The sequence below is a fragment of the Snodgrassella sp. ESL0253 genome (genome assembly GCF_013344965.1).
In the GTDB taxonomy this organism is placed as follows: Bacteria; Pseudomonadota; Gammaproteobacteria; order Burkholderiales; family Neisseriaceae; genus Snodgrassella; species Snodgrassella alvi_B.
Map to the genome: position 1 here is coordinate 31,441 of NZ_JAAEDQ010000006.1, position 11,781 is coordinate 43,221.

An 11,781-nucleotide genomic window follows, 5' to 3' on the forward strand; every position below is an offset into this window, starting at 1 on the left:
CCGGCACGCCAGACCTACCGTTTGCACAGGATGATTTTGCTATAATATACAGGATTTATCAGTGTTCCACTGTCTGAGAGCACTATCCCTATTTTAATTGCAAACATGAATAAACCCATACTTCCAGATTTTCTTAATAACATTACTGTTGTGCTTACCCGCACCAGCCATCCGGCAAATATTGGCTCAGCAGCACGAGCCATGAAGACAATGGGGTTAAACAGATTGACACTGGTTGCACCCAATCTGATGCAGACTCCGATGACACCAGAGCCCGCTGTGTTTGATCATGCAAATCCTGCTGCTTTCGTTCTGCCTGAAGAAAGTTTTACTCTTGCATCAGGTGCACGTGATGTACTGGAGAATGCGCGAATTGTTGCCTCCCTCAATGAAGCACTGGCAGAAACGACATTGTCCTGTGCATTAACCAGCCGGCGCCGTGAACTGACTGCACCATTGCATGCGCCACGCGAAATTATGCCATCACTAATTGATGCCGCACGTGCTGGGCAGAAAATAGCACTTGTATTTGGTAATGAAACTTTTGGTTTGAGTATCGAAGAGGTACAAAGCTGCAACCGTTTGATTACCATCAATGGTAACCCGGATTATTTTTCCCTCAATCTGGCACAGGCTGTACAGGTAATCTGTTATGAGCTGTTCAGTCACGTTGATATCAGCATGGCTCATTTAAAGCAGGAACAGAATCTGGCCACACATCAGCAGACAAGCAGTATGGTAGAGCATTTACGTGAGGTGATGGGCAATGCCGGATTCTTTAACCGTCGCAATGAAGAACGGCTAATGCGGCGCATGGCGGCCATGTTTGACCGTGCCCAGCTAAGCACAGAAGATATTGATGTCTTACGTGGCTTTTATAACACCATAAATCAGCAAATACAGAAAAAGCACAATTAGCACCCAATTGCACAATCTGTCTATACAAGAGGAGAAAAACTTATGAATTATGCTTCTGATCCAGTCTGGTGGCGTCTGAAAAAAACGATTGTGCGTGATTTGGCCAGCTTGCTGACCGCGCCATCGCCCTGGATATCATCTGCTGAGCTGCCCGTTTCAATATTATTAGGGGATGAGGGATTTCGATTTCTACTGTCACTGGATGAACAGCCGGATAATCTGTACCTGTTTCTGAAACAACATGGTGGCTATCAGACTCATCTGGGGGTATATGCAGAACATTTACTTTACTACTGGTTTTTACATGCGCCGCACAGCCGCTTAATTGCTCATAATTTGCCCGTTCAGGATAATCAGCGCACAGTAGGAGCCTTTGATTTCATTGTGCAGCTAAATGACCAGATTTTTCATCTGGAATTAACCTGCAAATATTATGGCAGCCAGTCAGACAAAGCAGAAAGCTTTATTGGTCTGAACAAAGCAGACCGGCTGATAGATAAAATGCACAAAATCAAGCAGCAGCTGGCATTAAGTGTTCAGCCTGCTGCTGAAAGTGCTTTAAAAGACCTGATACTTGAAACCAGCCTGTTGCAGCAAGCCAGTATTATCCGTGGCATGCTATTCACACCCTCAGCCAACCAGCACTTTCAGGCACCGTTACATCCTTTATGCTGGCAGGGGCGTTACATTGAAAACTGGGCAGAATTTGAATTTCAGGAGCACCATCGCTTCTATGTACTTGACCATTTATCCTTTCTGTCGCCAGTACGCGTAAGCAGTAATGCAATTGTTAATTTCAATCAGATTAAGCAAATCAGGCAGGGCATGATAGCATTGGTGCAACAACACGCCGATGGCTATTGGCATGAAGTAGAAAGAATAATGAAAACAGGTCAGCACAGCTAATCAGCCACAAACTGCAGAAAGTGTTTTGTCATTACATAGGCTTTTATAAAGGCTTATGGTACACTTGCCATTTAATTTTTGTCTGCATGAGTGAATGCCCGTGTGCGTACAGCCCAAGCAGTACTTTTTAAGACAAATGAACCAAATCAGATCAACTGACATCTAAGGGTTTACGATGAGCGTAACAGTAGAAAAACTAGATAATTTAGAGCGTAAAATCATTTTGGCTCTGAACTGGGAAGACATCCGAGCAAAAGTTAACGCACGCATGAAAGTAGCACAGAAACGTGCTCGTATTGATGGATTCCGTCCGGGTAAAGCACCGCTGAAAATGATTGATTCCATGTATGGTTATGGCATTCGCGATGAAGTGCTGAATGAAATGACCCATAAAGCATTTGAAGACCTCATCGTAGCTGAAAAACTGAAGGTTGCCGGCCTGAAAAGTCTTACTGCGCTGGAAGATGCTGAGCAGGATGATGAAAAAGTATATAAAATTGCCGTGGTATTTGAAGAATTCCCTGAAATTAAAATCGGTGATTTAAGTGCTCAGGAAGTAACTAAATTCAGTACTGAAATTGGCGACACAGAAATTGACAAAACCGTAGATATCCTGCGCCAGCAACGTACCCGTTTCAATCATGTAGAACGTGAAGCGCGTAACGATGATCGGGTTATCATCGATTTTGCTGGTAAAATTGATGGTGAAGCATTTGCAGGCGGCACTGCCGAAAATTACCCTTTCCTGCTGGGCAAAGGCCAGATGTTGCCAGACTTTGAAGCAGGTATTGCTGGTATGAAAGAGGGTGATGTAAAAGAAGTTTCCGTTACATTCCCAGAAGATTACCAGAGCAAGGATCTGGCCGGTAAAACTGCTATTTTCACCATTACACTGAAAAATGTTTCTGAAGCAGTGCTGCCAGAAGTAAATGAAGAATTTGCCAAATCACTGGGTATTGAAGATGGCGATGTACAGAAAATGCGTGCTGAAATCAAGAAAAATGTCAGCCGTGAAGTAAACCGTCGTGTAAGTGAAATGACTAAAGACAGTGCCATTAATGCCTTACTGGCTGCCACTCCGGTTGATGTTCCTTCATCATTGATTACTGAAGAAGCAAAAACCATGGCCGCGCGAATGAAAGAAAATTTTGCGGCACAGGGTATGGATCAAAAAGATCTGGAATTGCCACTGGATATGTTCAATGAGCAGGCCAGCCGTCGTGTGGCCATCAGCCTGATTATGGGCGAACTGGTGCGCGAAGAAAAACTGGAACCATCAGAAGAACAGGTACGTAACGTAATCAATGAATTTGCGGATAGCTATGAAGACCCGCAAGAAGTTATCGACTGGTACTATAGCGATAAAAAGAATCTGCAGGCACCTACCTCACTGGCTATAGAGCAGAATGTAGTTGACTACGTTTTAAGTAAAGCAAAAGTGGCAGATAAAGTGCTGACTTTTGATGAAGTTATGGGGCAACAGGCTCAGGCCTGAATGTAATACGCATTAAACAACGACCAAAGCACCGAAGTAGTTGTGAAGCTGCTTGGGTGCTTTTATTTCAATTGAGGAAAAAACATGTCACATATTGAAAATCTGGGTCTGGTACCTATGGTTGTAGAACAGAGTGGCCGCGGAGAACGTGCGTATGACATCTATTCGCGCCTGCTCAAAGAACGGATTATATTTATGGTTGGCCCAGTTACCGATGAAACTGCCAATCTGGTTGTAGCCCAGTTACTGTTTCTGGAAAGTGAAAATCCTGATAAGGATATTTCTCTTTATATCAACTCTCCGGGCGGGTCGGTAACTGCCGGTATGTCCATTTTTGATACCATGAATTTCATCAAGCCTGATGTGGCAACTTTATGTCTGGGGCAGGCTGCAAGTATGGGCGCTTTCCTCCTGTCGGCTGGAGCTAAAGGTAAACGATTTGCTTTGCCAAACAGCCGGGTCATGATTCACCAACCACTTATCAGTGGTGGATTGGGTGGCCAGGCTTCGGATATCGAAATCCATGCGCGTGAATTACTCAAGCTGAAAAAACAATTAAACGAACATCTGGCGCGCCATACCGGCCAAAAACTGGCTCAAATTGAAAAAGACACCGATCGCGATAATTTTATGTCGGCTGAGGAAGCGAAAAAATACGGCCTGATTGATGAAGTCCTAACCCACAGACCCAAGTAAAAAGCTTAGATAGATATTTAGATTCAGCTTTTATATTTATGCAAAAAAAATCGAAACCTTTTATAAGGTTTCGATTTTTTACTACTGTCGCCAAAAAAAGTATCAATCAAGATGCAATCTGGTATTACTGTTTGCGCTGATTACTGATACCCATCAGCATTGCCAGAATAACCATTACCGATAAAGTAGCGGTACCACCGTAGCTCACTAGCGGTAAAGGCACACCAACCACAGGTAAAATACCACTAACCATGCCCATATTTACAAATGCATAGCAAAACAGGGTCATGGTCAAAGCACCAGCCAAGGTACGGCAATACAGTGTAGGTGCCTTAAAGGTAATATATAACCCACGCATAAGAATAAATGTGTATACAGTAACTAGCAGGATATTTCCGATCAGCCCAAACTCTTCACCAAACACAGCAAAGATGAAGTCTGTCGTTGATTCGGGAATATAATCAAGATGAGTTTGTGAGCCTTCCAGCCAGCCTTTACCCCAGATACCACCAGAACCAATTGCAGTCATTGATTGCAGAATATGATATCCGGCACCAAGGCGGTCTTTCGTGGGATCAAGCAAAGTTAAAACCCGCATGCGCTGATAATCATGCATCCCATAATTCCAGATTACAGGCAGCATGGCCACGAAACCAATAATCGCTGAAATAATGACTTTCCACGGTAAACCGGCGAAAAATATCACAAACAAACCAGATGCCATAATTAACGTAGCTGTACCCAAATCCGGCTGTTTTAAAATCAGTGCTACAGGAATAAAAATCAGCACAAAGGCAATACTATAGTGATACCAGCGTATATTACTTTCGTTTTTCTGAAAATACCATGCCAATAACATGGGAACCGCAATTTTCATGATTTCCGAAGGCTGAATACGAGCTATACCAATATTCAACCAGCGAGTAGAACCATTTACAGTAATTCCGACAAAATGTACACCAATCAGCAGCAATATACCCAGACAATACGACGGTAAAGCAAAATTACTTAATATCTGTGGTGGCGTACGAGCAATCACCCACAATAAAATAAAACTGAGAATGGTATGCAGAGTTTTATTTTCCAGCTGGCCAAAATCCTGTCCGTCGGCAGAATACAGTAGAAACAGACTCATCACATAAATGGTCAGCATGGCATAAAACAGCCATACATCCATTGGTGCCCACAATTTGTACCAAAAGCGTTTGAGCCATTGTTTTTCATTAATCATCATTTATCTCGCAAGCCAGACTGGGGACGATAAGCGCGCAGTAATGGCGGCAAAGCAGCCTGACTATGTTCATCATGCCGCCGTGCATCCATCATGGCATTATTGGATAAATCATTCACTGGTAAATCTGAAGCGTTGGTTGATTGGCCTGCACTGGGTAGATTTTTTAATTTCAACAGATAAAAATCAGCCAATTGCCGGGCAAGTGGTGCAGCTGTTGCTCCCCAGCCATTGTTTTCCAGAATAACGGCAATGGCAATCTGTGGCTTATCAGCCGGCGCAAAAGCAATAAACCAGGCATGGTCACGTAGCTGCATTTTCAGTGCTGCAGCATTATAACGGGCACCCTGTTTAATCTGCACCACCTGTGCTGTACCGGTTTTACCACCCATGGAATAACTCAAACCCGAACCGATTGCCGCGGCAGTACCTCCCGGTTTCAATACCTTTTGCATTGCATCCTTAACGTATTCAAAATTGCTGCGCTTAAATGGTAATGTTCGAACCGGTTGCGGGTCGATTAGGGTCATTTTTTGTGAATTATGGTCGAGCAAAGCCTGAACCAGATGAGGACGATAGACTATACCATCATTACTCAGAATTGCTGTAGCAAAGGCTATCTGTAAAGGAGTGTAAGCATTGTAGCCCTGTCCAATGGCCATGCTAACACTATCTGCCGGTTGCCATACCCGCGCCTGTGGCTTATTGCGTGCAAATCTTTTTTCCTTCCATGCGCGCGTAGGTAATACCCCCGTGTATTCATGATTTATATCGATACCGGTCTGTTTACCCAGATTAAACTGGGCTAAATAAGGTGACATACGGTCTACACCCATTTCATAACCCAGACGATAAAAGAATGTATCTGATGAAACCTGAATAGCCTTGCTCAGATTGGCCGAACCATGTCCGCTACGGGCAGCATCACGAAACTGATGGGTTGAACCCGGTATACTCCATACTCCTGGCGCAGGCAGAACTGTACTTTGGGTAAGCTTGCCACTTTCGAGCGCAGCCATAGCCAGAAATGGTTTGAAAGTAGAACCGGGCGGATACATTCCCTGTGTAGCACGATTCAATAAGGGATGGCGCCAGTCCTCATTCAGACTTTTCCATGTGTCCGTATCAATTCCATCAATAAACAAATTCGGGTTATAACTCGGTTTGGATACCATTGCCAATATTGCACCCGTTTGCGGATTGATAGCTACCAAAGCACCCCGTTTATTACCCATCAGGCGGTCTGCCTCCTGCTGTACGCGGATATCCAGTCCTAAACGAAGTGTTTGCCCGGGAATTGCCGGTACTGTTTTAATTGTACGGACAATATGACCTTGCGCATCTTTTTCAACTTCACGATAACCTGGAACACCATGCAGCTGCCGCTCATAGTATTCTTCCAGTCCCATTTTGCCGATATGTGTGCTACCACGGTATAACGCAGTCAGATTGGCTTTCTCAAGAGCAGTCATATCGCGGTCACTGATACGGCCGATATATCCCACTATATGTGCCAGCAATTCGCCGTACGGATAATCCCGAAATGTTCGTGCATTAATTTCTACACCCGGAAAACGATACAGTTCAGCAGCCAGCCGGCTGGCTTCTTCCATGGTTAACTTAAGTTTTAATGGCACTTTGTCATAGGAACGATAGTCGGCACGGAATTTTTTAAAACGTTTCAGGTCACCAGGTGTGATATCTACATACGCACGTAATGCATTAATTGTATCTTCAAGTTTGCCATGCACCTGATTTGGGGTGATTTCCAGCGAATAGGCTGGATAATTATGTGCCAGTACCACACCATTAACATCAACTATTTCACCTCGTATCGGTGGCGTGGGTATCAGCGAGATGCGATTGTTAGTGGCTGCAATAACATAGTCGTCATATTTAATTACCTGCAAATAGACAAAGCGGGCAATCAGCATGCAGAAACAGACGATAATCAATATGAAAGCAACCGCAATCCGCAGCCCCAGATCACCATATTGAGCAGGTTTGGATGGGCGTTTTTTTTTGGTTCGAAATTGCAGTGCTTTCATAGACGTCTGGAATAGGCGAGATAAAGCATGAACTTGGATAAAAGAGGCCAGAGCAGAGCACTGATGAATGGAGAAACAAACAGATTCCAGCCAGTAAACTGATGGGTTGAAAAGAAATGTACAATCACCAATAATAATGTCATCAGCATCAGGCAGCCAAAAATAGTCAGAGCCTGATATCCATAGGAATAACCAAGTATCTGATGCCGGTTTTGCTCAACCAGATATACTGCCGCCATTAAACCCAATGCATGTTGCCCAAACGGTGTACCAAGGCCAACATCCATCACCAGACCAAGTACAAAAGCCATACCGATACCAATGTTTTTTGGCCGGTGTAAGCTCCAGTACAAAGTCATCATAGCTGTGCAGGCTGGCAACCAGCCAGCCAGAGGCTGAGGAAAAGGAATCAGGTCAAGAAATAGTGCAACCACCAGGCTCAATACAATAAGCCGTTTTCGGGTACGACGGTGCAGGCTGTCAACTTCAGTCATGATTGGCAGAGGGTGGGTTAGTAACTGCTACATCAGCAGAATAATGAGCAGTCTGCCCATGCTTTTGTGGAATAACCAGTACAAAATTGCTATTGTGTAACTGTGCAACAGGTTCAATCTGTACACGATAATAAGGCGAACCATTACCACTTTGCACCTGTGTCACAGTAGCAATAGGGATACCCGCCGGATAAATACTGTCCATTCCGGACGTAACCAGTAAGTCGTCACGCATCAGACTTGCATTGGCTGGGAAATAGCGCAGATCCAGACTGCCCGAACGGCCATAAATCAGTGTACGTACACCAGTTCGCATCACCATCGCCGGAATAACTGTATTACTACTGGTTATCAAGGTGACTTCAGAACTTAATGGCTGAACAGACGTAATCTGACCAATCAGCCCATGTTCGTCGCTTACCGCATCACCCTGACGAATCTGATGGTGGCTGCCCTTATCAATAATGAAACGGTCAGCCAGTGGATTGGCATCATTGGATACAATCTGTGCCACCTGTGCCTGTGGTAGCGCTGCTTTCTGGAGTTGGGACAAATGATCCAGGCTAACTACAGATTTTAACTGTACATCCAACTGACTGATTTGCAGTTTCAGCTGCGCATTTTGCGCCTTTAACATCCTGTTTTCATTGCTCAGGTTTTGCTGTTTTTCAAAAAAAACCATGCTATTGGAAACAGCATTAACCGGCTGCATGGCCAGCCATTGCAAGGGATATAAGGCCGTACCGATATAATTGCGGCTGATTTTAACCACATCATAACGATTATCAAGCAACAGCAATGCAACCGCAACCAGTGACAAAACAACCAGTTTACTGGTACTGCGCAGGCCATTGTGGACAAAATTTAGTGAAGGCTCTGCCATTGTTAATTATATTAAACAAACATTACGGTGTTTAAGGATTGGATACAAATACAGAATTCATTTTACCAATCATATCTAGCGCATGACCAGAACCACGAGCAACACAAGTCAGCGGATCTTCGGCAATCATCACTGGCAGACCGGTTTCTTCTGACAGCAATCGATCCAAACCTTTCAGTAATGCACCACCACCAGTCAGTACTAAACCACGGTCGGCAATATCAGCACCCAGCTCCGGTGGCGTCTGTTCCAGAGCGTTTTTAACGGCTTGCACAATCTGGTTTAATGGTTCAGTCAGTGCCTCAAGTACTTCATTCGAACTAATTGTAAAGGCACGGGGAATGCCCTCAGCCAGATTACGGCCTTTAACCTCAATTTCCTTAACTTCCATACCTGGGAAAGCAGAACCGATGCTTTTCTTGATTTCCTCAGCAGTTGATTCACCAATCAGCATGCCGTAATTGCGTCGTACATAGTTGATGATTGCATCATCAAACGCATCTCCGCCTACACGGATTGAGTGAGAATAAACCACGCCAGACAGGGAAATCACGCCCACTTCAGTTGTACCACCACCAATGTCAACCACCATGGAACCAGTAGGTTCTTCAATAGGCAAACCTGCACCAATAGCTGCGGCCATTGGTTCTTCAATCAGGTTAACAATTGACGCTCCAGCAGCCAGAGCAGAGTCACGAATGGCTTTGCGCTCAACCTGAGTTGAGCCACAAGGCACGCAGATAACAATACGTGGTGCAGTAAAGCGGCTATTGTTTACTTTTTTGATAAATTGCTTGAGCATTTTTTCAGTGACATTAAAGTCAGCAATCACCCCGTCTTTCATTGGCCGGATTGCCTGAATACTACCCGGAGTGCGTCCCAGCATTTTTTTTGCTGCTGTACCTACCGCCAGCATACCATTTTTAGCATTTATGGTATCGTTTTGCACGGCAACAACTGACGGTTCATTCAGTACGATCCCTTTATTTTTAATAAAAATCAAAGTATTGGCTGTACCGAGATCAATAGCCAGATCATTGGATAAATATTTGGTAAAAAAGCGAAACATGAGGCTGTCCTAATGAACTTTTAAATTATAAGTATGGCAAAAGCTGTTGTGTGACACATTAACCAAAGCAAATCAATGCGCCAAAGAATAGGGTTTTCGGTTATAATTCGACACTATGTAATAACCGAATCAGAACGCGCAATGATACCGCAGTTTGCCCGTTTTGCTAAATCAAATTTAAGGATTTTTGATGGCTTTAACATTAAGTGATGTAGATAAGCTCGCACGCCTCTCTCGCTTGAGTCTTTCAGAAACAGAGCGAAATAATATGCTGGCAGAACTTAATCATGTTTTCGATCTGGTCGAAAAAATGCAGGAAGTCAACACAGATGGGGTTGAACCAATGGCGCATCCACATGAAGTGGCATTACGTTTACGTGACGATTGCGTTACTGAAAAAGATGAGCACAGTGCGTTACAGTCATGCGCTCCTCTGGTAGACAAGGATATGTATCTCGTACCCAAGGTTATCGAATAAGCTCATACTTCATGATATTAACCTTATCTTTATTTCGTTTGAATTTATCGCAGGCAGCCTCTAGCAAGTGTTGCCTGAAAGCTATATAACCATTATGCCAAAAACTTATACATTGAAACAGTGCAGTGAGTTGCTGCAATCAAAACAGGCTTCGGCCAGCGAATTGGCGCAGGAATATCTGGCTGCAATTGCAGAGGGCAATACCAGCCTGAATGCCTATGTAACATTGGATAAAGAACGCACTATTGCTGAAGCCAAAGCTGCTGATACACTTTTGGCACAGGGTTCAGCTACAGCGTTAACAGGTGTGCCCATAGCTTATAAGGATATCTTCTGCCAGCAGGGCTGGCGCAGTGCCTGTTCTAGTAAAATGCTGGACAACTTTATCGCTCCCTATACGGCTACAGTAGTACAGAATCTGCTTGATGCAGGCATGGTTACTCTCGGGCGCACCAATATGGATGAATTTGCTATGGGTTCGACTACCGAGTCTTCCCACTATGGCATCACTCGTAATCCATGGCAGCATGAACATGTGCCCGGCGGTTCTTCTGGTGGTTCAGCCGCGGCTATTGCTGCACGTCTGGCTCCTGCGGCACTCGGTTCAGATACTGGTGGTTCTATCCGCCAGCCAGCTTCACATTGCGGTATTACCGGTCTGAAACCCACTTATGGTTTAGTCAGCCGTTTTGGTATGATTGCTTATGCTTCCAGCTTTGATCAGGCCGGGCCAATGGCACAAACCGCAGAAGACTGTGCACTGTTACTCAATAGCATGGCAGGTTTTGATGAACGCGATTCCACCAGCATCGAGCGCAATAAAGAAGATTACACCCGGGATTTAAACCGTCCGTTACACGGACTGAAAGTAGGCCTGCCACGTGAATTTTTTGGTGAAGGGCTGGATAATCAGGTACATACATCTATCGATAATGTTATAGAAGTATTGAAAAAACAAGGGGCAGAAATTGTAGATATCACCTTGCCGCATACTGAGTTATCCATTCCAGCCTATTATGTACTTACATCTGCTGAAGCCAGTACCAACCTGTCACGTTATGACGGCGTGCGTTATGGTCATCGAGCAGCTGAATTTGGCAATCTGGATGAAATGTACAGTAATAGCCGTGCGGAAGGTTTTGGTGATGAGGTGAAACGCCGTATCATGATCGGTACTTACGTTCTGTCTCATGGTTACTATGATGCCTATTACCTGAAAGCACAAAAATTACGCCGTATGGTTGCAAATGACTTTCAGGCTGCACTAAATCAGTGCGATATTATTCTGGCACCAGTTGCACCTACTGCGGCACCCGCATTGGGAAGCCATAACAGTGATCCGGTGCAAATGTACCTGTCTGATATTTACACGGTTTCACTTAATCTGGCCGGTCTGCCGGGCATTGCGTTACCAGCAGGTTTTACCACCAGTGGACTGCCTGTAGGTGTTCAGCTCATCGGTAACTATTTCGCAGAAAGCCGTCTGCTTGGTGTTGCACACCAGATTCAGCAAAATAGTGATTGGCATACCAGAACACCATTTGCACAATAACTGCCAGTATA

11 protein-coding genes are annotated in these 11,781 nt (G+C 44.5%); 6 read left to right on the forward strand and 5 right to left on the reverse strand.

Going from position 1 to position 11,781, the window contains the following annotated elements:
• Positions 1-105: 105 nt before the first annotated feature.
• The 4 genes from GYX26_RS06340 (at position 106) to clpP (ending at position 4,015) form a co-directional block, all read left to right on the forward strand.
• Entirely contained in the window at positions 106-918 is an 813-nt protein-coding gene (locus GYX26_RS06340; protein ID WP_174828570.1) for an RNA methyltransferase, read from the forward strand.
• Positions 919-960: 42 nt separating this feature from the next.
• Positions 961-1,824, forward strand: coding sequence for a DUF1853 family protein (locus tag GYX26_RS06345; RefSeq protein ID WP_174828571.1), 864 nt, complete (start codon positions 961-963; stop codon positions 1,822-1,824).
• Between the two features lie 175 nt (positions 1,825-1,999).
• Positions 2,000-3,319, forward strand: a complete 1,320-nt coding sequence (gene tig, locus GYX26_RS06350; RefSeq protein WP_174828572.1) for a trigger factor — start codon at positions 2,000-2,002, stop codon at positions 3,317-3,319.
• 84 nt (positions 3,320-3,403) lie between these two features.
• Positions 3,404-4,015: an ATP-dependent Clp endopeptidase proteolytic subunit ClpP gene (gene clpP / locus GYX26_RS06355; protein WP_100089530.1), complete on the forward strand. Its 612-nt coding sequence runs from the start codon at positions 3,404-3,406 to the stop codon at positions 4,013-4,015.
• A 124-nt stretch (positions 4,016-4,139) separates the two neighbouring features.
• On the opposite strand, the gene rodA is transcribed toward clpP, so the two are convergent.
• The 5 genes from rodA to GYX26_RS06380 are packed head-to-tail and all read right to left on the reverse strand — an operon-like array spanning position 4,140 to position 9,740.
• On the reverse strand, positions 4,140-5,246 hold the full coding sequence (rodA, locus tag GYX26_RS06360; protein ID WP_100089592.1) for a rod shape-determining protein RodA: 1,107 nt from the start codon (positions 5,244-5,246) through the stop codon (positions 4,140-4,142).
• On the reverse strand, positions 5,246-7,294 hold the full coding sequence (mrdA, locus tag GYX26_RS06365; protein ID WP_174828573.1) for a penicillin-binding protein 2: 2,049 nt from the start codon (positions 7,292-7,294) through the stop codon (positions 5,246-5,248). The genes rodA and mrdA overlap by 1 nt, the downstream gene beginning before the upstream one ends.
• A complete protein-coding gene (gene mreD / locus GYX26_RS06370; protein ID WP_100089532.1) occupies positions 7,291-7,788 on the reverse strand; it encodes a rod shape-determining protein MreD in 498 nt (165 codons plus the stop codon). The genes mrdA and mreD overlap by 4 nt, the downstream gene beginning before the upstream one ends.
• Positions 7,781-8,671: a rod shape-determining protein MreC gene (mreC, locus tag GYX26_RS06375; protein ID WP_174828574.1), complete on the reverse strand. Its 891-nt coding sequence runs from the start codon at positions 8,669-8,671 to the stop codon at positions 7,781-7,783. The genes mreD and mreC overlap by 8 nt, the downstream gene beginning before the upstream one ends.
• Before the next feature lie 31 nt (positions 8,672-8,702).
• Positions 8,703-9,740, reverse strand: a complete 1,038-nt coding sequence (locus GYX26_RS06380; RefSeq protein ID WP_100089534.1) for a rod shape-determining protein — start codon at positions 9,738-9,740, stop codon at positions 8,703-8,705.
• Positions 9,741-9,930: 190 nt separating this feature from the next.
• Between GYX26_RS06380 and gatC the strand changes: the two genes are divergently transcribed.
• Both gatC and gatA read left to right on the forward strand, forming a co-directional pair.
• On the forward strand, positions 9,931-10,218 hold the full coding sequence (gene gatC, locus GYX26_RS06385; RefSeq protein ID WP_100089535.1) for an Asp-tRNA(Asn)/Glu-tRNA(Gln) amidotransferase subunit GatC: 288 nt from the start codon (positions 9,931-9,933) through the stop codon (positions 10,216-10,218).
• Positions 10,219-10,312: 94 nt separating this feature from the next.
• Positions 10,313-11,770: an Asp-tRNA(Asn)/Glu-tRNA(Gln) amidotransferase subunit GatA gene (gene gatA, locus GYX26_RS06390; RefSeq protein WP_174828575.1), complete on the forward strand. Its 1,458-nt coding sequence runs from the start codon at positions 10,313-10,315 to the stop codon at positions 11,768-11,770.
• The last annotated feature ends 11 nt before the right edge of the window (positions 11,771-11,781 follow it).

What these genes read in the sequence shown, in the direction of transcription:
- GYX26_RS06340 (WP_174828570.1), top strand. Translation starts at nt 106, where the DNA reads ATGAATAAACCCATACTTCCAGATTTTCTTAATAACATTACTGTTGTG.
- GYX26_RS06345 (WP_174828571.1), top strand. Translation starts at nt 961, where the DNA reads ATGAATTATGCTTCTGATCCAGTCTGGTGGCGTCTGAAAAAAACGATT.
- tig (WP_174828572.1), top strand. Translation starts at nt 2,000, where the DNA reads ATGAGCGTAACAGTAGAAAAACTAGATAATTTAGAGCGTAAAATCATT.
- clpP (WP_100089530.1), top strand. Translation starts at nt 3,404, where the DNA reads ATGTCACATATTGAAAATCTGGGTCTGGTACCTATGGTTGTAGAACAG.
- rodA (WP_100089592.1), bottom strand. Translation starts at nt 5,246, where the DNA reads ATGATTAATGAAAAACAATGGCTCAAACGCTTTTGGTACAAATTGTGG.
- mrdA (WP_174828573.1), bottom strand. Translation starts at nt 7,294, where the DNA reads ATGAAAGCACTGCAATTTCGAACCAAAAAAAAACGCCCATCCAAACCT.
- mreD (WP_100089532.1), bottom strand. Translation starts at nt 7,788, where the DNA reads ATGACTGAAGTTGACAGCCTGCACCGTCGTACCCGAAAACGGCTTATT.
- mreC (WP_174828574.1), bottom strand. Translation starts at nt 8,671, where the DNA reads ATGGCAGAGCCTTCACTAAATTTTGTCCACAATGGCCTGCGCAGTACC.
- GYX26_RS06380 (WP_100089534.1), bottom strand. Translation starts at nt 9,740, where the DNA reads ATGTTTCGCTTTTTTACCAAATATTTATCCAATGATCTGGCTATTGAT.
- gatC (WP_100089535.1), top strand. Translation starts at nt 9,931, where the DNA reads ATGGCTTTAACATTAAGTGATGTAGATAAGCTCGCACGCCTCTCTCGC.
- gatA (WP_174828575.1), top strand. Translation starts at nt 10,313, where the DNA reads ATGCCAAAAACTTATACATTGAAACAGTGCAGTGAGTTGCTGCAATCA.